19 protein-coding genes are annotated in these 20,277 nt (G+C 65.5%); 10 read left to right on the top strand and 9 right to left on the bottom strand.

Annotation, left to right across the window (positions count from 1 at the left end):
* Positions 1–80 precede the first annotated feature (80 nt).
* A complete protein-coding gene (locus B0I00_RS03150) occupies positions 81–1,283 on the bottom strand; it encodes an exo-beta-N-acetylmuramidase NamZ family protein (protein ID WP_100865873.1) in 1,203 nt (400 codons plus the stop codon).
* On the bottom strand, positions 1,280–1,822 hold the full coding sequence (locus B0I00_RS03145) for a DOMON-like domain-containing protein (protein WP_100865872.1): 543 nt from the start codon (positions 1,820–1,822) through the stop codon (positions 1,280–1,282). The genes B0I00_RS03150 and B0I00_RS03145 overlap by 4 nt, the downstream gene beginning before the upstream one ends.
* A 48-nt stretch (positions 1,823–1,870) precedes the next feature.
* Between B0I00_RS03145 and tyrS the strand changes: the two genes are divergently transcribed.
* The 5 genes from tyrS to B0I00_RS03120 all read left to right on the top strand — a co-directional run bounded on the left by tyrS (position 1,871) and on the right by B0I00_RS03120 (position 6,503).
* Positions 1,871–3,097 (top strand): tyrosine--tRNA ligase, encoded by a 1,227-nt coding sequence (gene tyrS / locus B0I00_RS03140; RefSeq protein ID WP_100865871.1) that lies wholly within the window; start codon positions 1,871–1,873, stop codon positions 3,095–3,097.
* A 92-nt stretch (positions 3,098–3,189) separates the two neighbouring features.
* The gene (locus B0I00_RS03135; RefSeq protein WP_100865870.1) at positions 3,190–3,528 is read left to right on the top strand and encodes a PilZ domain-containing protein; all 339 of its coding nucleotides are present in this window, start codon (positions 3,190–3,192) and stop codon (positions 3,526–3,528) included.
* A gap of 88 nt (positions 3,529–3,616) precedes the next feature.
* Entirely contained in the window at positions 3,617–4,888 is a 1,272-nt protein-coding gene (locus B0I00_RS03130) for an MFS transporter (protein WP_100865869.1), read from the top strand.
* Entirely contained in the window at positions 4,885–5,802 is a 918-nt protein-coding gene (cysK, locus tag B0I00_RS03125) for a cysteine synthase A (protein WP_100865868.1), read from the top strand. The genes B0I00_RS03130 and cysK overlap by 4 nt, the downstream gene beginning before the upstream one ends.
* Positions 5,799–6,503, top strand: a complete 705-nt coding sequence (locus B0I00_RS03120) for a dienelactone hydrolase family protein (RefSeq protein ID WP_100865867.1) — start codon at positions 5,799–5,801, stop codon at positions 6,501–6,503. Before cysK ends, B0I00_RS03120 begins: the two co-directional genes overlap by 4 nt.
* Before the next feature lie 6 nt (positions 6,504–6,509).
* Here B0I00_RS03120 and B0I00_RS03115 read toward each other — a convergent pair whose 3' ends face one another.
* The 4 genes from B0I00_RS03115 to B0I00_RS03100 all read right to left on the bottom strand — a co-directional run bounded on the left by B0I00_RS03115 (position 6,510) and on the right by B0I00_RS03100 (position 10,233).
* Positions 6,510–8,312, bottom strand: a complete 1,803-nt coding sequence (locus B0I00_RS03115) for an acyl-CoA dehydrogenase C-terminal domain-containing protein (RefSeq protein WP_100865866.1) — start codon at positions 8,310–8,312, stop codon at positions 6,510–6,512.
* 31 nt (positions 8,313–8,343) lie between these two features.
* Entirely contained in the window at positions 8,344–8,790 is a 447-nt protein-coding gene (locus tag B0I00_RS03110) for a MerR family transcriptional regulator (protein WP_100865865.1), read from the bottom strand.
* 32 nt (positions 8,791–8,822) lie between these two features.
* A complete protein-coding gene (gene hisI, locus B0I00_RS03105) occupies positions 8,823–9,194 on the bottom strand; it encodes a phosphoribosyl-AMP cyclohydrolase (RefSeq protein ID WP_100866467.1) in 372 nt (123 codons plus the stop codon).
* Between the two features lie 295 nt (positions 9,195–9,489).
* On the bottom strand, positions 9,490–10,233 hold the full coding sequence (locus B0I00_RS03100) for a ComF family protein (RefSeq protein WP_100865864.1): 744 nt from the start codon (positions 10,231–10,233) through the stop codon (positions 9,490–9,492).
* A 52-nt stretch (positions 10,234–10,285) separates the two neighbouring features.
* On the opposite strand from B0I00_RS03100, the gene B0I00_RS03095 reads away from it, so the two are divergent.
* The gene (locus B0I00_RS03095) at positions 10,286–11,029 is read left to right on the top strand and encodes a methyltransferase domain-containing protein (protein WP_100865863.1); all 744 of its coding nucleotides are present in this window, start codon (positions 10,286–10,288) and stop codon (positions 11,027–11,029) included.
* Here the strand turns inward: B0I00_RS03095 and ppdK are convergent.
* The 3 genes from ppdK to B0I00_RS03080 all read right to left on the bottom strand — a co-directional run bounded on the left by ppdK (position 11,026) and on the right by B0I00_RS03080 (position 17,054).
* Entirely contained in the window at positions 11,026–13,689 is a 2,664-nt protein-coding gene (gene ppdK / locus B0I00_RS03090; protein WP_100865862.1) for a pyruvate, phosphate dikinase, read from the bottom strand. The genes B0I00_RS03095 and ppdK overlap by 4 nt on opposite strands.
* Before the next feature lie 168 nt (positions 13,690–13,857).
* Positions 13,858–16,155, bottom strand: coding sequence for a glycine--tRNA ligase subunit beta (gene glyS, locus B0I00_RS03085; RefSeq protein WP_100865861.1), 2,298 nt, complete (start codon positions 16,153–16,155; stop codon positions 13,858–13,860).
* Complete coding sequence (locus B0I00_RS03080; RefSeq protein ID WP_100865860.1) at positions 16,152–17,054, bottom strand: glycine--tRNA ligase subunit alpha; 903 nt, start codon at positions 17,052–17,054, stop codon at positions 16,152–16,154. Before B0I00_RS03080 ends, glyS begins: the two co-directional genes overlap by 4 nt.
* A 105-nt stretch (positions 17,055–17,159) precedes the next feature.
* Here B0I00_RS03080 and B0I00_RS03075 point away from each other — a divergent pair, with 105 nt between their 5' ends.
* The 4 genes from B0I00_RS03075 to B0I00_RS03060 all read left to right on the top strand — a co-directional run bounded on the left by B0I00_RS03075 (position 17,160) and on the right by B0I00_RS03060 (position 20,275).
* Entirely contained in the window at positions 17,160–18,074 is a 915-nt protein-coding gene (locus B0I00_RS03075) for a TraB/GumN family protein (protein ID WP_100865859.1), read from the top strand.
* Positions 18,064–18,939 (top strand): TraB/GumN family protein, encoded by an 876-nt coding sequence (locus tag B0I00_RS03070; RefSeq protein WP_232730092.1) that lies wholly within the window; start codon positions 18,064–18,066, stop codon positions 18,937–18,939. The genes B0I00_RS03075 and B0I00_RS03070 overlap by 11 nt, the downstream gene beginning before the upstream one ends.
* Positions 18,940–19,061: 122 nt before the next feature.
* Positions 19,062–19,682 carry a 50S ribosomal protein L25/general stress protein Ctc gene (locus tag B0I00_RS03065; protein ID WP_100865858.1) on the top strand — a complete coding sequence of 207 codons (621 nt, stop codon included), beginning with the start codon at positions 19,062–19,064 and terminating at the stop codon, positions 19,680–19,682.
* Between the two features lie 101 nt (positions 19,683–19,783).
* Positions 19,784–20,275 carry a hypothetical protein gene (locus B0I00_RS03060; protein ID WP_100865857.1) on the top strand — a complete coding sequence of 164 codons (492 nt, stop codon included), beginning with the start codon at positions 19,784–19,786 and terminating at the stop codon, positions 20,273–20,275.
* The last annotated feature ends 2 nt before the right edge of the window (positions 20,276–20,277 follow it).

The raw sequence follows: 20,277 nt of genomic DNA, 5'->3' as shown, positions 1-20,277 counted from the left end.
AGTCGCCGCTTTATCGTTGAGCGCCATCATTCCGCCAGGTGCCAGACGCGTCAAGCGCCCTGCGCGGTCGGTCGGTCGATTTAGTAGATGAGGTATGGCCGGATCGTCTCGGCCCAGGCGAGTTCGTCAGCGCGCGCAAGGCCGTCGAGATCGCCCGGTTGAGCGCTCGCATCATCAACCCATTCGCGGAGCGACGGGCCGCCGTTGATCACGTCTATTGCCAGCCGCTCGAACTCGTATTCGTATGCGAAGTCACGCCAGATCGGATAGCCGGGATAGAGCGCCCGGATCGCCTTGAACGCCAGCGCCTGAAGCCGCCAGGGGCGGAAGGCATGGTGATCGTAGAACGCGCCTTCGGCGTGGATCATCAGGCCGTTGCAGAGCGTTCCAGCATGCTTGTGGAACGTCGGCGTGAACCAGCATTCGCGCAGCGCACAGCCTGCCAGCCAGCCGGGAGCGACACGGCGCATTTCGGCAAGCACGGCCTTGGCATCGACATCCGGCGCGCCGAACAGCACCTCGAGCGGCCGGGTCGTCCCGCGTCCCTCGGACAGCGTCGCGCCCTCAAGCATGACGGTCCCGGCATAGGCGCGTGCCATGTTGAGGCTGGCCGCGTTGGGGCTCGGATTGATCCACAGGCGCGAGCCCGGCCAGCCGAAGCCGTCGCCTTCGGGCTGCCAACCATCCATCGCGATCACGCGGTAGTCGACGTCGAGCTTGAAATGATCGACGAACCAGCGCCCCATTTCGCCGAGCGTCAGACCGTGGCGCATCGGCATGGGCCCTGCCCCGACGAAGCTCTCTTGTCCGGCAATCAGGGTCGTCCCCTCGATTGGCCGGCCTGCCGGGTTAGGCCGGTCGAGCACCCAGACCGCCTTGCCAGTGCCGTGTGCTGCCTCGAGCAGGTAGAGCAGCGTGGTGACGAAAGTGTAGATCCGGCAGCCCAGGTCCTGCAGGTCGAACAGGAACACGTCCGCCGTGCTCATCATCTGGCCGCCGGGCCGGCGCACCTGGCCGTAAAGGCTGAACACCGGAATGTTGTAGGTCGGATCGAGTTCGTCCTCGGTCTCGACCATGTTGTCCTGCTTGTCGCCCTTGAGACCATGTTGCGGACCGAAGGCCGAGGTGACGTTGAGCCCGCTTGCGACCAGCGCGTCGAGCGAATGGGTCAGATCCGCAGTCACGCTGGCAGGATGGGCGACCAGGGCAACGCGTTTGCCCTGCAAGGGCGCGCTTAGGGCGGGATCGGCAAGCAGCCGGTCGATACCGAATTGGACAGTCATTGATCGGCGGGTGCCGCAAGCGTGGCGGCAAAGCAAGCCGGGTCGTGGAAATCGGGCTTTCCGGGCGGATGTTCGATCGCCCAATAGCTTTTGACGCCGCCCTCCTCCTCGATCACGGCGCACAGTCCGTAGGTCCAGGGCAATTGTGGCAGGGCTGGGCGGGGAACGGCGCTGTCGAAGATCGCGCTCGTCCGGCCTGCACGCATAGTGCAATCGGGCTCGCGCGGGACGGATCGCTGGCTCATTCCGGCACGATAGCCGGTGAAGTCATAGGCTGCCCAGCGCTCTGACGGTGACAGGTTCAACTCCACGTAATGGTCGGTCGCGGCAGGGCGCAGTAACAGTTCGAAGCAGGTCGTCTGCCACAGCCCGTCGGCCCGCCCCTTGCCAGCAAAGCGCGGCACGACGAGACGATCCGATCCGTCGATCCGCCAGCGCAGTCGCACCCAATCGTTGTCGATTGCCGAGATCCGCGCGTCGACGCTGCGCACCGCGACGGGCGGATGATCGGGATGACAGACAAGACCGAACGTTTCCATGCGCGCTTCTCCGTGCTAGGCGCGCGCCCGAAATTCGGAAAAGACGCGATGACCTATACCTCTGCCCTGCTCCGCCTGCTCGACGAGCGTGGTTACATCCACCAGATGACCGATGCCGAAGGGCTCGACAAGCTGGCAGCGACGCAGGTCGTCCCGGGCTACATCGGGTTCGACGCAACCGCGCCATCGCTTCATGTCGGTTCGCTGGTCCAGATAATGCTGCTGCGCCGCCTGCAGCAAGCCGGGCACAAGCCGGTGGTCCTGATGGGCGGCGGTACGACGCGGATCGGCGACCCGACGGGGCGCGACGAAAGCCGCAAGATGCTGACGGCCGAAACGATCGACGCCAACATCGCCTCGATCCGCACGGTCTTCGAACGGTTCCTGACCTTTGGCGATGGGCCAACCGACGCGGTGATGGTCAACAACCACGACTGGCTGGGCAAGCTCGGCTACATCGAACTGCTCCAGGAAGTCGGCACCAATTTCACGGTCAACCGCATGCTGACTTTCGATTCGGTCAAGCTGCGGCTTGAGCGCGAGCAGCCGATGACCTTCCTCGAGTTCAACTACATGATCCTCCAGGGCTACGATTTCTGGCACCTGGCCAAGACCGGCGGGGTGCGCCTGCAAATGGGCGGATCGGACCAGTGGGGCAACATCGTCAACGGGATCGAGCTTTCACGCCGCAAGGACGGGATCGAGGTGTTCGGTGTAACGACGCCGCTGCTGACCACTGCCGATGGCGGCAAGATGGGCAAGACCGCGGCCGGCGCCGTCTGGCTCAATGAGGATGCCCTGCCCGCCTACGATTTCTGGCAATACTGGCGCAACGCCGACGACCGCGACGTGGGCAAGTTCCTGCGCCTTTTCACCGACCTGCCGCTCGAAGAGATCGCCCGCCTCGAATCGCTCGAGGGCAGCGAGATCAACGCCGCAAAGGTTACGCTCGCCAACGAAGTCACGCGTCTGTGCCGCGGCGAGGAGGCTGCCCGCACAGCCGAAGCAACTGCCGCGCAAACCTTTGCCGGCGGCGGCCTCGGTGCGGATCTGCCGGTCATCGTCCTGCCTCCTGACGGGATCACTTTGATCGACGCCCTGGTCGGAATCGGCTTTGCCGCAAGCCGGGGCGAGGCCAAGCGGCTGATCGCCGGTGGCGGCGCGCGAGTCGACGGCGAAGCAATCACCGACGAAGCGCACATGATCGCGGCGTCGGCGGCCGATGTAAGGATCTCCTCGGGAAAGAAGAAGCACGGCGTTCTGCGACCGGCCTGAGACAGATTCCTAACCCGGCTTAACCGAATATAAGCCAATCGCGGGTTACGCCCTTCGAACGCAGGTTTGAATTCGAAGGAAGGACCGGGAACATGGGCGTCGGAGCTCAACTGACCGTCACGGATATGCGCCGCGCCGCGCGCCACCCTGTCGATCACAGGGTGATAGCCGAGCATCGCCGCCTGGGCGATGTGCACCTGCACGTCATCAACATTTCCGCGCACGGCTTCATGGCCGACGGCCTAACCGGTGTCGAACGCGGCGAACGCGTTAGCATCCGCCTTCCCGAGATCGGCCGGATCGAGGCCCATCTGATCTGGGCGACCGAAAACCGCGCCGGTTTCCAGTTCGAACGGATCATCCGTCTCGACGACTTCATGAAGATGATCGACACGCTGCAGCCTAATCCGCGCCTGCGTCGCTCGCGCTGAGCACATCGCCGGACGGTAAAGCCGCGATTTCAGACCTTCAATTTTCTGACCGCTTGGCAAGGCATTCGCGCCCTGCCATGCGGCAGAGGTGAGCGAACCGACCCACCCCCTTCTTTTGCGCGATTACCGCCTGGTCTGGCTGGCGCGGTTCCTGTCCGTCAGCGCGACAAGCGCCCTGGTCGTGGTGCTTGGCGCACAGGTCTATCGCGTCGCCAGGACCGCCGAAGGCATGGCGCCTAGTGAGGCGGCCTTCCTCCTGGGGATCCTCGGCCTCGTCCAGTTCGTGCCCTTCGCCCTGCTGACCCCGGTTGCGGGTCTGCTGGCCGACAAGCTTGACCGCCGCTACGTGGTTGCCGCGGCGACATCGATCGACCTATGCATCGCGATCATCCTCGGCTGGGCCAATTCGGTTGGCGCGGTTACCCTTCCCCTGTTGTTCATCCTGGCGGCGGCGCACGGGGCGGCGCGTGTGTTCATCGGTCCATCGCTCAGCGCGATCGTCCCCAACGTGGTATCGGCTGAACAATTGCCGCGGGCAATCGCCTTCAGCTCGATCGCCTGGCAGAGCGCCTCGATCATCGGTCCGGCGCTGGGCGGTCTGCTGCTCGCCCGCGATCCCTCGCTGCCGTACTGGTACGGAACGGTCTTTCTTGTGCTCAGCATCGGCTGTATCCTGTTGATCCGGCCCATCCCGCGTCCGGTCGTCGCCAAGGACCCGCCGCTGACGCTCATTGCCGAAGGCGCACGTTATGTCTGGCACGAGCGGTTCCTGCTCGGCTGCGTCTCACTCGATCTGTTTGCCGTCCTCCTTGGCGGGGCGACTGCCATGCTGCCCGCCTTCGCCTATGACGTCCTCCACGTCGGCGACGAAGGCCTGGGGCTGTTGCGCGCAGCCCCCGCGCTCGGCGCCAGTCTCGTCGCGTTGTGGCTGTCGATCGCCCCGATCAAGCGCCAAGTCGGATCGAAGATGCTGTGGTCGGTCGCGCTCTATGGCCTTGCCACGCTGGTGTTCGGCCTGTCGAAGAATTTCCCGCTGTCGCTTGGCATGCTGGCCCTGCTTGGCGCCGCCGATGGCATATCGGTGTTCATCCGCAACACGCTTATCCAGCTCAACACGCCAGACGACAAGCGCGGGCGGGTATCCTCGATCTCGGGTCTCGCGATTTCGGCATCGAACGAACTCGGCGAAATGCAGTCGGGCCTCGCCGCTGCGTTGCTGGGGCCTGTCGGGGCTGTTGCTCTTGGCGGTGCCGGAGCTATCGTCGTGACAGCGATCTGGACCGTCATCTTCCCCGAATTGCGCCGTGCCAGAACCTTTGCGCCGCAATACCGTCAATCATTGAAGGAGCCTGTATCATGAAGGCTGACAGCATCCTTGCCACCATCGGCAACACCCCCCACGTCCGCTTGGCTCGGATGTTCCCCGACCACGAGGTCTGGGTGAAGTCCGAGCGGGCGAATCCCGGCGGATCGATCAAGGACCGGATCGGTCTCGCCATGATCGAGGCGGCCGAGGCTGACGGCAGCCTCAAGCCTGGCGGCACGATCATCGAACCGACCAGCGGCAACACCGGCATCGGCCTGGCGATGGCGGCTGCGGTCAAGGGCTACAAGCTGGTTCTCGTCATGCCCGAATCGATGTCGATCGAGCGCCGCCGCCTGATGCTCGCTTACGGCGCGACCTTCGACCTGACCCCGCGCGAAAAGGGCATGAAGGGAGCGCTGGAACGCGCGCACGAGTTGGTCCAGACGACCCAGGGGGCCTGGATGCCGCAGCAGTTCGAAAACGCCGCCAACGTGGCGGTCCATGTCCGCACCACGGCGCAGGAAATCCTAACCGATTTCGCCGACAGCCCGATCGATGTGCTGATCACCGGAGTCGGCACCGGTGGCCACCTGACCGGCTGTGCCGAAGAGTTGAAACGCCACTGGCCATCGATGAAGGCCTTTGCAGTGGAACCGGCGCTGTCGCCGGTAATCTCGGGAGGTCAGCCAGCCCCGCACCCGATCCAGGGGATCGGCGCAGGGTTCATTCCCGGCAACCTGCACACCCAGGCGATCGACGGCGCTATCCAGGTCGATGCCGGCGATGCCAAGGAGATGGCCCGCCGCTGCGCCCGCGAGGAAGGCATGCTGGTCGGCATCAGCTCGGGCGCGACGCTGGCAGCCATCGCCCAGAAACTGCCCGATCTGCCCGCTGGCAGCCGCGTTCTGGGCTTCAACTACGATACCGGCGAACGCTATCTCTCGGTGCCGGACTTCCTGCCCGAATGAGCGGCTTCGCTCAGGTCGCCTATGACGATGGCGACACCGCGCTGGCCGGGCTGCACTTGCGCCCGGTCGGCAACGCGCGGGCTGCCGTCACGGTTTTCCCGACCTTCATGAACACCACGCCGGGGGTCGAAGCGAAGGCTCGTGCTCTGGCCGAAGCGGGCTATGCGGCGTTCATCGCCGATTTCTACGGGCCGGATGATCCGTCGAACTTCGACGAAGCGCGAGCCGCCATGGACAAGCTGCGCTCCGATCCGCGTGTGATGCGGCTAAGACTGCAGGCTGCGATTGCTCAGCACGCCGCGCTCGATCCCGGGTTGCCGCATCTGGCGATCGGCTTCTGCCTCGGTGGTCACGCCGTTCTCGAACTAGCCCGCGACGGCGCCGATCTTCTCGCGGTCGCCAGCTTCCATGGCTTGCTGGCCACGGCGCTGCCCGCGAAGGAACCGATTAAACCGCGCATTCTCGTCTGCCACGGCGACGCCGACGCGCTGGTGCCGCGCATCGACGTAACCCGGTTCTGGGAAGAGATGGACGCGGTGAAAGCCGACTGGCATTTCCACAGCTACGCCGGGGTCGACCACGGCTTCACCAACCAGCGAATGCTCGATGGTTCGCCCAACCCCGCCTACGACGCCAGCGCCGACCGGCAGAGCTGGGCGGCCATGCACAGCCTGTTCGACGAGGTGCTGAGCGGCGCCTGAGACCTTCTAGGCGCGGGCGAAGGCTTCCACCGGCAGTTCCATGATAGCTTCGGCTCCGCCCTCGATCTTGCGGCGCAGCGCCCCGGCGTCGGGGGTGAAGCGTTCACCGAAATAGCGCGCCGTCACCAGCTTCGCCTTGTAGAAGGCCGCATCCCCGGTGCCCGCAGCCAGCGCCTCGGCCGCAACCTCACCCATCCGCAGCCACATCAGCCCCAGCGCGACGATGCCCATCATGTGCATGTAGTGGTGGGCGCCTGCGCCGACGTTGTTGGGATTGGTCATGCCGTTCTGCATGAACCACATCGTCGCGGCCTTCAGTTCGCCGTTCGCTTTCTCGACCCTTTCGGCGAGACCGGCCAGCTCGGGCTTGGCCTTGGCAGCAGCAGCTTCGGCATCGACCAGCGCGAAGAACGCCTGCACCGCACGGCCGCCGTTCTGAGCGAGCTTGCGGCCGACGAGGTCCATTGCCTGCACGCCGTTGGCGCCTTCGTAGATCTGGGTGATGCGGGCATCGCGGACGAACTGGCTCATGCCCCATTCCTCGATGTAGCCGTGGCCGCCGAACACCTGCTGCATGTTGACGGCGGTATCGAAGCCCTTGTCGGTGCCATAGCCCTTGATGACCGGTGTCAGCAGGCTGATGAGGTCGTCAGCCATCTGGCGCTCCTCCTCGGTGGCCGCCTTGTGCGTCAGGTCAACCTGCAGGGCGCCCCACAGGCACAGCGCGCGCATCCCTTCGGTAAAGGCCTTGGCGTCCATCAGCATGCGGCGCACGTCAGGGTGGACGAACAGCGTATCGGCTTTCTGGTCGGGTTCGGCTGGGCCGGTCAGGGCGCGACCCTGGCGGCGGTCTTGCGCATACTGCACCGCGTTCTGGTAGGCGGCTTCGGCCTGCGACAGGCCCTGCACGCCCACGCCGAGGCGCGCAGCGTTCATCATGATGAACATGGCGGCGAGGCCCTTGTTCTCCTCGCCGACCATCCAGCCGGTTGCGCCGTCATAGTTCATGACGCAGGTCGCGTTACCGTGGATGCCCATCTTGTGTTCCAGGCTGCCGCACGACACCGCGTTGCGCGCACCGAGCGAGCCGTCGTCGTTGACGAGGACCTTTGGCACGATGAAGAGCGAGATGCCTTTCGTGCTGTCCGGCGCGTCGGGCGTCTTGGCCAGGACCAGGTGGATGATATTGGCGGTAAAGTCGTTCTCGCCGGCCGAAATGAAGATCTTGGTGCCGGTGATGGCATAGGACCCGTCGGCGTTGGGAACGGCCCGGGTGCGGATAAGGCCGAGGTCCGTCCCGCAATGCGGTTCGGTCAGGTTCATCGTGCCAAGCCATTCGTTGGAGATCATCTTCGGCAGATATTTGGCCTGCTGTTCGGCCGATCCCTTGGCGAGGATGGCGGACACCGCCCCGTTTGTCAGGCCGGGATACATGCCCCAGGCCTGATTGGCGCTCGAGACGAACTCTTCCATGGCGAAACCGAGCACATGGGGCAGCCCCTGCCCGCCGAACTGTTCGGGAGCGGACAGCGTGCCCCATCCCGCTTCGCGGAACTGCGCGTGGGCTTCCTTGAAGCCGCTCGGCGTGGTGACGCTGCCGTCGGCATTGCGGGTGCAACCCTGCTGATCGCCCGACAGGTTGAGCGGCGCCAGAACCTCGGCGGTGAAGCGGCCGCCCTCTTCGATGACCGCATCGATCATGTCGGCGGTAGCCTGTTCGAAGCCGGGCAGATTCGAGTAGCTTTCGAGCTTGAGCACTTCGTTGATGACGAAGCGGGCGTCGCGGGTCGGAGCCTTGTAGACGGGCATGGGGTTCGGTCCTGTAAAAGCGATGTCGAGGTCAGGATTTGCCGGACAGGTCGAGATTCTCGATCACGGCAATGAAGTCGGTCAGTTCGGCGATCGCCGCATCGATATCGTCGCGCTGCTGGCGCATCCGGGCGATCCGTTCGCGGCAGCGGGTGATGGTTACGCGGCGCTGCTCGACCCGGCCGTCACCCAGATCGTAGAGATCGATCATCTCCTTGATCTCGGTCAGGCTGAAGCCGACGTTCTTGGCGCGCATGATCCAGGCGAGGCGGGCGCGGTCGCGCTTCGAATATACCCGCGTCAGGCCGACCCGCGCGGGCGAGATCAGACCCTCGTCCTCGTAGAAGCGCAACGCGCGGGCCGTAACGTCGAATTCGGCCGTGAGGTCCGAGATCGAGAACTGCTCGCGCTGGAGAGCGTCGGGGCGATCGAGGTGTGCCCCTTCGTACTGGTTCGACGGTTTGCCTAGGCTATCCATGCCCGCGCCATTAGCTTACCTTTACGTAAGCGTCAACTCCGTGCGACGAGATCCTCGCCGACGAGTCGCCGGTAAAAGCAGCTTGGCGCCCCGGTGTGGCAGGCGGGTCCGGCAGGATCGCAAACCAGCACAAGGGCGTCCTGGTCGCAGTCCACCAGGATCTCGCGAACTGCCAACACATGACCCGACGTTTCCCCCTTCATCCACAAGCGGTTTCGTGACCGGGAATGAAAATGGGCAAAGCCAGTCCGGCGCGTGGCCTCGAGCGCCTCGACGTCCATGAAGGCGACCATCAGGACGGCACGGCTCTCATGATCGACGGCAACGGCGGTAAGCAGCCCTTGAGCGTCGAATTTGGGCAGGAACACGCTGCCCTGCTCGCGATCGGTGGAGATATCGGCCATCGCGCTCCTTTGTTGCATAGGAGCCACATCTGTCGATCAAAAATTGCAGGCGCGCCACATGGTACTTCCAATCGAGCCCTGTTTCGGGGATTGAGGCTCTGCGGTGATGATCCGCCCGCCAAAGCGGCAGCGTTCCTGAAGCGCAGCGGCCCAGGTTCAGGGAAAGGTCCGAAAAGGGCCACCGCATGAGGGATTGAGCGAAGCGGTGCAAGGGGGCGCCGCTGAACCGCAAGGCGCTCACGAGTTTCGTCACGAGAACGCCCGGGGCTTGTACCCGGGCGTTTTCGTTTGCGCGTCAGGTCACGTCCAGCGCCTCGTCGAGGACCCGTGCGAAACACGCGATAACGACCGTTTCCGCCCCGGCCCGCTTCAAGGCCCGAACGCATGCGTCGCTCGTCGCTCCGCTCGTCAGCACATCGTCGACCAGCACGATCCGCGCGCCTTTCAAAAGTCCGGCGCGGCGGGCGTCGACCGCGATCGCCCCGGACAGCATGCGCGACCGCGCCTTCCGGCCGAGTCCACCCAGCGGCGGCGTACGCTTGGTGCGCACCAGTCCGTCAACGACCATACCGAGGTCGCGCAACCGCGCGAGTTCGCGCGCCAGCAAGGCTGACTGGTTGAAACCGCGACTCCACAGGCGCCAACGGTGCAGCGGCACGGGAACGGCCAGCCATCCTTTGCCAACCTGTTCGGGCAGGCGCGCCGCCACAAGACGGGCCAGCATCGGGGCCAGTGCAATCCGGTGCCCGTGCTTGAAGGCCAGCACCAGACGGCGCGAAGCCTCATTGTAGAGCGTTCCGGCGGCTATGCCGTCGTGCCGGGGCGGGTCGGCCAGACATACCGCGCATAAGGCGCCATCGGGAACGCCCTCGCCGAAGGGGCGCTGGCAGGCTGTGCAGCAGGGGGCGCCGGGGATGGCAAGCTCGCCCCAGCAGGAGCCGCACAGGCCCGATTGTGCCGCCAAGCCCTCGCCGCACAAGGGGCAGCGTGGCGGAAAGACGAGGTCGACGACCGGGGCAAGTAGCGGGTGGACCTGCATCGCCTGCTCGTATCGCTTGCATGGGCCGCCCGCGCAAGGCATCGGCCCGGCGATGGAAGGACAGGCCCCGCCCCAGATCTTTGCCCCCGCCCGGCGCCGTGCCGCTCGCCGTCGCGCGGATCGCCGTGCGGTTCAATCCGATGCCGCGCGCTACGTGCTCGACGACATGGTCGAGGACGTGGTCGAGCGGCTCGCCTTTCTGCGTCATGAGCCAGGCACGGCGTTCCTCATCGGCGACCGCTTCGGCGCGCTCGCCGCTGAACTCCGGGCGCTGGGCTGCGCCGTAACCCAAGCCGATGCCGCCCAGGGCCTGGACGAAGAGCAGCCTCTCCCGGTCCAGGGGTTCGATCTGGTCGCCAGCCTGTCGAGCCTCGACACGCTAAACGACCCGGTCGGAGCGCTGATCCATTTGCGCCGGGCCCTCGCACCCGGCGGACTGGCGCTGGCCTGCCTGGTCGGTGCCGGCAGCCTCGACGCGCTGCGCAGTGCCATGCTGGTTGCAGACGGCGATCGCCCGGCTCCGCGCCTGCACCCGATGATCGACGTGCGCGCCGGCGCGCAGCTTCTCCAGCGGGCCGGCTGGGGCAACCCGGTGGTGGACACCCGCGCGCTCTCGGTGCGCTATTCCAGCCTCTCGAGCCTGGTCGCGGACCTACGCGCCCAGGCGCTCGGCAACTGCCTTGCCCGCCCCGGCCCGCCGCTTACGCGATCCCAGGCCGCGCTGGCGGCCGATTCCTTCGGTCAGGGCACGATCGAGACTTTCGAAATCCTGACCCTGACTGGCTGGCGGCTTTAGCCCAGCGCGGCCTGGGCCGCGGCAAGCCGCGCGATCGGCACGCGGAACGGGCTGGCGCTTACGTAGTCGAGCCCCACCTTCTCGCAGAAGGCGATGCTTGCCGGATCGCCGCCATGTTCGCCGCAGATGCCAAGCTTGATCGCAGGCCGCGTCGCCCGCCCGCGCTCGGCTGCCAGTTCGACCAACTGGCCGACTCCCTCAATGTCCAGACTGACGAAAGGATCGCGCGGGAAGATTCCCTGTTCCACGTAGGGTTGCAGGAAGCGTGCCGCGTCGTCTCTCGAAACGCCGAGAGTCGTTTGCGTCAAGTCATTGGTTCCGAACGAGAAGAACTCACCGACCTCGGCGATTTCGCCAGCCATCAGTGCAGCGCGTGGCAGTTCGATCATGGTGCCGACCATATAATCGACCCGGCGGCCTTTCTCGGCAAATACAGCCTCGGCCTCCTTGTCGACCAGGGCCTTCAAGATCGACAGCTCCTTGCGCGTGGCGACGAGGGGAATCATCACCTCGGGCAGCGGTGCCAGACCGTCTTGCGCCGCAACATCGCAGGCCGCTTCGAAGATGGCACGAACCTGCATCGCGTAGATCTCGGGGAAGGTGATCCCGAGGCGGCAGCCGCGGTGGCCGAGCATCGGATTGAATTCGTGCAGTTCGGCGGCACGGCGCTTCAACGTGTCGACGCCGATGCCGATCACGTCGGACAGCTCGGCAAACTCCTCGTCCCCGTGCGGCAGGAACTCGTGCAGCGGCGGATCGAGCAGGCGGATCGTCACCGGCAGGCCGGCCATGACCTCGAAGATCGCGCGAAAATCGGCGCGCTGCTCGGGCAGCAGCTTGGCCAGCGCGGCGCGGCGGCCACCCTCGTCCTCGGCCAGGATCATCTGGCGCACGGCGGCAATGCGCTTGTCATCGAAGAACATGTGTTCGGTGCGGCACAGGCCGATGCCCTCGGCGCCGAACAGGCGCGCGGTGCGGCAGTCGGCCGGGGTCTCGGCATTGGTGCGCACCTTCATGCGGCGGTGCCGGTCGGCCCAGTCCATCAGGATGCCGAAATCGCCGACCAGCTCGGGCTCGATCGTCTTGACGTGCCCTGCCATGACTTCCCCGGTCGCCCCGTCGAGGGTGAGAACGTCGCCTTCCTTCAGTTCGCGGTTGCCGATGCGCAGGGTGCGGCTGGCCATGTCGATCGACAGCGCGCTGGCCCCCGAAACGCAGGGCCGACCCATGCCGCGCGCCACCACGGCGGCGTGCGAGGTCATGCCGCCGCGCGCCGTCAGGATACCCCTGGCGGCGTGCATGCCGTGGATATCCTCGGGACTGGTTTCCACGCGGACAAGGATCACCGCCTCGCCGCGCTCGGCCAGGGTCTGCGCGGTATCGGCATCGAGGACGATCGCGCCCGAGGCCGCGCCAGGGCTGGCGGGCAAGCCCTTGGTCAGAACGTCGCGTGTCGCATTGGGGTCAAGCGTGGGGTGCAGCAACTGGTCGAGCGCCATGGGATCGACCCGGCGGATCGCGGTCGGTTCGTCGATCAGGCCTTCCTCGACCATCTCGACCGCCATTTTCAGCGCGGCCTTGGCGGTGCGCTTGCCGCTGCGGGTCTGCAGCATCCACAAGTGCCCGCGTTCAACGGTGAACTCGATGTCCTGCATGTCGCGGTAATGCTTTTCGAGCAGCTCGAACACCGCGGCCAGTTCGCCGAAGGCCTCGGGCATCGCTTCTTCCATGCTCAAGGGCTTGGCCCCGGCGCGCTCGCGGCTGGCCTTGGTCAGGTACTGCGGCGTGCGGATGCCGGCGACCACGTCCTCGCCCTGCGCGTTGACCAGCCATTCGCCGTAATAGGCCTTTTCGCCGGTCGCGGGATCGCGGGTGAAGGCGACGCCGGTGGCACTGGTATCGCCCATGTTGCCGAAGACCATGGCCTGGACGTTGACCGCCGTGCCCCAGTCGCCCGGAATGTCGTTCAGGCGGCGGTACACCTTGGCGCGGTCGGAATCCCACGAATCGAACACCGCGCGGATCGCGCCCCACAGCTGCTCGGTCGGGTCCTGCGGAAACTCGCGGCCGAGCTCGCCCTTCACGATCTGCATGTATTCGGTGACCAGCACTTGCCAGTGTTCAGCCTGCATCTCGACATCGGCGTAGAAACCGTTGTCTTCCTTGGCGATTTCCAGTGCATCCTCGAACAGGTGGTGGTCGATCCCCAGCACCACGTCGGAATACATCTGGATGAAGCGGCGGTAGCTGTCCCAGGCGAAGCGGGCATCGCCCGAACTGGTGGCAAGGCCCTGAACCGTGGCATCGTTGAGGCCTAGGTTGAGGACCGTGTCCATCATACCGGGCATCGAGACGCGCGCGCCCGAACGGACCGACACCAGCAGCGGATCGGTCGCATCGCCGAACTTCTTGCCGACAGCACGTTCGATATGGCCGAGCGCGGCGGCGACATCGGCCTTGAGGTCGTCGGCAAACTCGCCGCCATCGGCCAGATAGCGTACGCATTCCTCGGTGGTGATGGTGAAGCCGGGAGGCACCGGCAGGCCGATCCCGGCCATTTCCGCCAGATTGGCGCCCTTGCCCCCGACCACCGTCTTGTCGCGACTGCGCGGGTCAGCGCTGCTTGCCCCGCCACCGAATGTGAATACGTATGAAGTCATGGTTTTCCGCCAGTTCCATGAACCGGCGAATCGATGGCCGGTGCCCCTCGGCCCCTAGCCATGGTTGTGCATTGCAGCAAGATGACACTGCGGAAGTTCACAATCCTGACAGGGTTGCAGGCGGAAAAATATGTCGCCGCGCCCCCGGTCACCTTTGGTAACGTTGCGTCACCCCTCGATGCGCGAGAAATCCGCGACCTGGTGCACCGCGTCGCGGAACCGCGCCAGAAGCCACAGGCGGTACTGCCGCTTGACCGGATCGGCATCGTTCACCGTCACCTCGTCGAAAAAGGCATCCACGGCCGAGCGCAGCATGGCAAGAGCGGCCATGGCCCCGGTAAAGTCCTCCGCAGTCACTGCCGCCGACGCCTTCGGTCCCGCCGCATCGAGCGCATCGATCAGCGCCTTCTCCGCCTTTTCGGGCGTGTAAGAAAGCGCCGGGCCAAGCTTGGCGCGTTCGCGCGCGGCAAAGGCGACGTCGGGATCGTCGACGAGCGCGAAGGGATCTTCCTCCCCGTCGCGCGGGATCGTGCCCTCCGCGGTATCGACGCCTTCCTTTTTGAGGATGTTGGCGGCGCGCTTGTATCCGGCGAGGAGATTGGTTCCGTCCGCGGTGCCGACGAAGGCCTGGAGCGCGTGGACGCGGGCGAGCAGGCGGACGAGATCGTCCTCCCCGCCGAGCGCGAACACCGCGTCGATCAGGTCGTGACGGACACCGGCTTCGCGCTGCTGGACTTTGAGGCGGTCGGCGAAAAAGCTCAGCAATTCTTCGCGCGTCGGTACAAAACGCTGGGCTTTATCTGCATTGATTTGAGTTACGGTTTGCAGATCAGCCACTTCAGCTCGCAATCCCTTGATACCCCACGGTGTTTCTTGCTCGAGATCAGACGCATTAATCTTACCAATGCGAGAGTTGATTGAGGTCACATCAATCTGATCCTCAAACGCCAATATCCAAAGAGATACCGTGAGGACATCGGCCAGCGGCAAACGAAGTTTGTTTTCTTGGACCAAGGAAATGACGCTTAATGCAGCGCGCCGCAGTGCAAACGGATCCTTGGAACCAGTAGGGGGCATTTGTTCAAAATAGAAACCAGCCAGAGTGTCAAGCTTGTCGGCCAATGCCACAGCCACCGTCACCGGCGCGGTCGGCACGTCATCGCCCTGCCCGACCGGCTTGTAGTGATCGCGGATTGCGTCGGCCACAGCATCGGGCAGGCCTTCTGCGCGGGCGTAGTAGCCGCCCATCAGGCCTTGCAGCTCAGGAAACTCGCCGACCATTTCGGTGACGAGATCGGCCTTGCACAGGCGCGCGGCCTGTTCGGCCTGATCGGCGTCGGCGCCCCTGACCACGCCTTCTTCGACCAGCCAGCGGGCGAGCTTCGCCACGCGCTCGACCTTGTCGGCCACGGTGCCGAGCTTTTCGTGGAAGGTGATCCGCTCAAGCTTTTTGGCCTGCTCGGCCAGAGCAACCTTGCGGTCCTGTTCCCAGAAGAAGCGCGCGTCGGAAAGCCGCGCGGCGAGGACCTTGCGGTTGCCGGCGACGATTTCAGCGCCGCCATCGGTGGCGACGATGTTGGCAGTGCAGACGAAGGCGTTGGCGAGCCTGCCTGCCGCATCGTTGCACACGAAATACTTCTGGTTGGTCCGCGCGGTAAGCTGGATCACTTCGGGCGGCACGTCGAGGAACGCTTCATCGAAGCGGCCGAGCAGCGGCACCGGCCATTCGGTAAGCCCGGCGTTTTCGATGACGAGGCCCTCGTCCTCGACCAGGGTCAGGCCGGCCTCGGCCGCGACCCTGGCGGCACCGGCGCGGATCAGGTTCTGGCGCTCGGCGTGATCGACGATGACATGGCAGGCGCGAAGCTTCTCCGCGTAGTCGCCTGCTCCGCCGATCGTGATTTCACCCGGGCAGTGGAAGCGGTGGCCGCGGGTGACGTAGCCCGAGCGGATCGTGCCGACTTCGCATTCGACCAGGTCTTCACCGAGGATCGCGACGATCCCCGACAGCGGGCGCACCCAGCGCAGGCTCTCGCTGGCGATGGAGGCGGCGCCCCAGCGCTGGCTCTTGGGCCAGGGAAAGGCGCGGACGATGGCGGGGATCGCCTCGGCCAGGACCTCGTTCGTGGCGCGGCCCGGCTTCTCGCTGATCGCGAACAATACGCCATCGCGTTCGATCAGCTGGTCTTCGGTAAGGCCGGTCTTGCGCAGAAACCCTTCGAGCGCTTGCGGCGGTGCGCCAACGCGCGGGCCCTTGATCTCTTCGCTGACGGCGGCGGTCGCCTGCGGCAGGTCGCGCGCGATCAGCGCCAGGCGGCGCGGGGTCGACCAGACCTTAAGCTCGCCCAACGCGATGCCGGCGGCGTCCATTTCCTTGCGAAACAGCTTTTCCAGATCGGCGCGCGCGCCGGCCTGCATACGCGCGGGGATTTCCTCGGAACGAAGCTCAAGCAGGAAATCGCTCACAGGCTCCACTCCGGATAGTCCTTGGCCCACTGGTCCTTGTTCTTCTCGATCCACGCCTGGCAGCTGCCCTTGGCGAGATCGCGCACGCGGCCCATGTAACTGGCGCGTTCCTGGACCGAGATGACGCCGCGCGCCTGAAGCAGGTTGAACAGGTGGCTGGCCTCGATCGCCTGGTCATAGGCGGCCAGCGGCACGTCGGCTTCGATGCAGGCCTGGCATTCGCGCTCGGCGTTCCTGAAGCCTTCGAACAGCTGCTCGGTGTTGGCGACCTCGAAGTTGTATTTCGAGAACTCCTGCTCGTTTTTCAGGAACACCTCGCCATAAGTGACGCCGGCGCTGTTGAAAGCAAGGTCATAGACGTTGTCGACGCCCTGGATGTACATCGCGAGGCGTTCGAGACCGTAGGTCAGCTCGCCCGCCACCGGCTTGCAATCGAACCCGCCCATCTGCTGGAAATAGGTGAACTGGGTGACCTCCATTCCGTCGCACCAGACCTCCCAGCCCAGCCCCCAGGCGCCCAGCGTCGGGCTTTCCCAGTCATCTTCGACGAAGCGGATGTCGTGGGCGAGCGGATCGACCCCGATTTCGCCCAGCGACTGCAGGTAGAGCTCCTGCAGGTTTTCCGGGCTGGGCTTCATGATCACCTGGTACTGGTAATAGTGCTGCAGCCGGTTCGGGTTCTCGCCATAACGGCCGTCGGTCGGGCGGCGGCTCGGCTGGACATAGGCGGCGTTCCACGGCGTCGGGCCAAGGCTGCGCAGGGTGGTTGCCGGGTGGAACGTGCCCGCACCCACGCGCATGTCATAGGGCTGCAGGATCAGGCAGCCCTGCGCGCTCCAGAAGCTGTGGAGACGCAGGATCATGTCCTGGAAACTGAGGGGCTGCTTGGCTTCGCTCATGGCCCGCGCCTTTGCCTTGGCCGCTGCGGGCGGTCAAGGTTTGCAGGGGAAAGCGGCCCATTCGTTCATCGACGGGCGGGGTGTGCGCGGCTAGAAGCGGGCGCCATGAACCCGATCAAGACGCTGTCCCGCCTGCTTGCCCTGATGCTTGCCTTCCTGGCTCCGGCGCAGCTCGCTGCCCAGACCGCCGCACCCGCTCCCGCCGCACCTGCAGCGCAGACCGCGCGGCCAGCGCTGTGGAAGGTCGCCGATGCCGACACGACGATCTACCTGTTCGGCACCATCCATCTGCTGCCCCAAGGGATCGAATGGTACACCGGCCCGGTTGCCCAGGCCTTCAGCGATAGCAGCGAACTGGTGACGGAAATCCCGGAATACGGCGATACCGAAACCGCCGCCGCGGTCATGAAGTACGGCATGATGCCGCCGGGCCAGTCGCTGCGCGCCGGCATGTCGAAGAAGGAAAAGATCCGCTACGAAGCGGCGCTGAAGGGCCTTGGTGTTCCGGTGGAGGCCTTCGACCGCTTCCGTCCGTGGTATGCGGCGGTCATGCTCGCCACCCTGCCCCTCCAGCGCAAGGGTTATGCCATGGATCATGGCGTCGAGACGCACCTGTCCGCACTGGCCAAGGAGGCGGGCAAGCCGCGCTCCGGCCTCGAAACGCTCGACATGCAGCTTGGACTGTTCGGCGCGTTCAGCGCCAAGGTGCAGAAGCGCTATCTGTTCGACACGATCAAGTCGATGCCGACGATCGAAAGCGAGATCGGGAAGATGGTCGATAGCTGGGCCAAGGGCGATGCGCTGGTCCTTGCCGAACTGCTGAACGACGACCAGAACGATCCGGCGATGATGAAGGCGCTGCTGTACGATCGGAATGCGGCTTGGGCGCGCTGGATCAGGGCGCGGCTCGACCGTCCGGGCACGGTCTTCGTCGCGGTCGGCGCGGGTCACCTCGGCGGCAAGGCGTCGGTCCAGGACGCACTGACCAAGGCTGGCACCGCCACCACCCGTGTCCAGTAAGCACGGCCTGCTGGCAGCGCTGCTCGCGCTGTTTGCGCTCGCTGCTTGTCGACAGGCCGAACCGGCCCGACCCGCGCTGTGGCAGGTCGAAGGACCAGGGGGCCAGAGGGCTTGGCTGTTCGGGACGATCCACGCCTTGTCCCGCCCAGTCGCTTGGCGTTCGCCGGCCATCGACGCGGCGCTCAACAAGTCCGACCGCGTCGTGCTCGAAGTTGCGCGGATCGACGATCAGACGGCGCTCGAGCAAATCTTCGCCCGCCTCGGTGCGGCGCCTCGATCGCAGCCGCTGCGCAGTCGCATCGCGCCTGGCGCGCGGGCGGCCTTCGACCGCTATGTCGATCACTATGATGTCGATGCCGCTCCACTCGATCGGCTCGACACGTGGGCGGCGGCCATCGTCCTCGCCCAGGCCGCACAGGCTGCGAGCGGGAGCGACAGCGGCAACGGCGTCGACCGCGCGGTCGCCAAGCTTGCCGGCAGCCGGCCGATTGACGAGTTCGAAGGCGCCGACGGCCAGTTCCGCACCTTCGACGCTTTGCCCGAAGCCGACCAGCGCGACCTGCTCGCCGCGGTTGTCGCCGATCCCGCAGCGGTTGGCAGCGAAACGCGGCGGCTCGAACAGGCCTGGATGACCGGCGATCTTGCCGCGATCGAAGCAGAAACCCGCACCGGAATGATGGCCGATCGCGAATTGCGCACAGCGCTGCTGCTGGATCGCAATCGCGCCTGGACCGCACGGCTGGTCGCCATGCTGACCCAGGGGCAACGGCCCTTCGTGGCGGTGGGCGCGGCTCATCTCGCCGGGCCGGACGGACTGCCTGCCATGCTGACCTCGCAAGGATACCGTGTCACGCGGATCCAGTAGCACGCCTCAAGCCTTGCATTTCCGTGCCATTGCCGCTAACGGCCCGCGCTTCCCCGTCATGGTCATCCCTGGAGGCGTGGCGGCGGAATTGTGCAAAAACCGTTTTTCGAAAGGCAAGTCCTATGAGCGATACGCTTACTCTGCCGGCCGAGACGCGCGATCGGGCAGGCAAGGGAGCCTCCCGTGCCCTGCGTCGCGATGGCCGTGTCCCCGCCGTTGTCTATGGTGGCAATGAAGAGCCTCTCGCCGTTCACGTCGAGGAAAAGCTGCTGGTCAAGCAGCTCGGCACCGGCCACTTCTTCAACTCGATCGTCGAGGTCGAAGTTGACGGCAAGACCCTGCGTACGCTCCCCAAGGACGTGGCCTTCCACCCGGTCAGCGACCGTCCGCTGCACGTCGACTTCCTGCGCGTGTCGAAGAACGCGACCGTCCACGTCAACGTGCCGGTGGTCTTCGCCAATGAAGACGCCAGCCCGGGCCTGAAGCGCGGCGGCGTGCTGAACATCGTGCGCCACGAACTCGACCTGGTCTGCGAAGCCGACAAGATCCCCGACCAGATCGAAATCGACGTGACCGGATTCGATGTGGGCGATTCGATCCACATCAGCCACGTGAAGCTGCCCAAGGGCGCCAGCTCGGGCATCACCGACCGTGACTTCACCATCGCCACCATCGTTGCTCCTTCGGGCCTGCGCAGCGAAGAAGGCGACAACAGCAAGACCGAGGCAGCCGGCGAGGAGTAATCCTTCGGCTGGCCGACAACCGGTTGACCGGGGTGGCATGGCTACCCCATCACAAGGCCGGGCCGCAGCGATGCGGCCCGGCTTTTGTCTGGAGATGAACCGTGGTCGCAACCCCTTCCCTTCCCGCCCTGTGCGCCGTTCGTGCCGTCGCAGCCCTGGCCCTCGCCGTGGCGGCAACGGCCCTGCCGGCGCAGACCGCAGGGAAGGCCAAGCCGAAGACCCCCGCAGTCAGCGTCGAATCGGCCTACAATACCGATCCGCTGGGCTGCGTGATCCGTCTGCGCTTCGCCCAGGCTGCCACCGCCGCGACAGCGCAGAAGTCCACCGACGCTTCGGCCAAGCAGCAAGCCTCGGCGATGAACGAGCGTGCCCACCGCGGCGTCTATTTCTATGCTGCAAACCTCTTGTCCGGGCCGGCCGATGCGCGCACGCCGGAAGCCGCGGAAGCCGCGTTCAAGGCCTTCGCCGCCTTACCGCGCGAGCGGCAGGGAGCCGAGGCGATGAAATGCCTGCGCGTCGCGGAAACGGCAATTGCCGATCTTGGCACTGGCCTCCGCGGCTCGTCGGCAGCCCCTGCCGAAGCGGGACGCTGATC

This window comes from Novosphingobium kunmingense, assembly GCF_002813245.1.
Classification (GTDB): Bacteria; Pseudomonadota; Alphaproteobacteria; order Sphingomonadales; family Sphingomonadaceae; genus Novosphingobium; species Novosphingobium kunmingense.
The sequence above is the reverse complement of the archived record's forward strand: the minus strand, read 5'-3'. Positions and strand labels throughout refer to the sequence as shown.

Bases quoted from the DNA above. Each gene is read 5' to 3' on its own strand.
- B0I00_RS03150 (WP_100865873.1), bottom strand. From the start codon at position 1,283: ATGACTGTCCAATTCGGTATCGACCGGCTGCTTGCCGATCCCGCCCTA.
- B0I00_RS03145 (WP_100865872.1), bottom strand. From the start codon at position 1,822: ATGGAAACGTTCGGTCTTGTCTGTCATCCCGATCATCCGCCCGTCGCG.
- tyrS (WP_100865871.1), top strand. From the start codon at position 1,871: ATGACCTATACCTCTGCCCTGCTCCGCCTGCTCGACGAGCGTGGTTAC.
- B0I00_RS03135 (WP_100865870.1), top strand. From the start codon at position 3,190: ATGGGCGTCGGAGCTCAACTGACCGTCACGGATATGCGCCGCGCCGCG.
- cysK (WP_100865868.1), top strand. From the start codon at position 4,885: ATGAAGGCTGACAGCATCCTTGCCACCATCGGCAACACCCCCCACGTC.
- B0I00_RS03120 (WP_100865867.1), top strand. From the start codon at position 5,799: ATGAGCGGCTTCGCTCAGGTCGCCTATGACGATGGCGACACCGCGCTG.
- B0I00_RS03115 (WP_100865866.1), bottom strand. From the start codon at position 8,312: ATGCCCGTCTACAAGGCTCCGACCCGCGACGCCCGCTTCGTCATCAAC.
- B0I00_RS03110 (WP_100865865.1), bottom strand. From the start codon at position 8,790: ATGGATAGCCTAGGCAAACCGTCGAACCAGTACGAAGGGGCACACCTC.
- hisI (WP_100866467.1), bottom strand. From the start codon at position 9,194: ATGGCCGATATCTCCACCGATCGCGAGCAGGGCAGCGTGTTCCTGCCC.
- B0I00_RS03100 (WP_100865864.1), bottom strand. From the start codon at position 10,233: ATGCAGGTCCACCCGCTACTTGCCCCGGTCGTCGACCTCGTCTTTCCG.
- B0I00_RS03095 (WP_100865863.1), top strand. From the start codon at position 10,286: ATGGAAGGACAGGCCCCGCCCCAGATCTTTGCCCCCGCCCGGCGCCGT.
- ppdK (WP_100865862.1), bottom strand. From the start codon at position 13,689: ATGACTTCATACGTATTCACATTCGGTGGCGGGGCAAGCAGCGCTGAC.
- B0I00_RS03080 (WP_100865860.1), bottom strand. From the start codon at position 17,054: ATGAGCGAAGCCAAGCAGCCCCTCAGTTTCCAGGACATGATCCTGCGT.
- B0I00_RS03075 (WP_100865859.1), top strand. From the start codon at position 17,160: ATGAACCCGATCAAGACGCTGTCCCGCCTGCTTGCCCTGATGCTTGCC.
- B0I00_RS03065 (WP_100865858.1), top strand. From the start codon at position 19,062: ATGAGCGATACGCTTACTCTGCCGGCCGAGACGCGCGATCGGGCAGGC.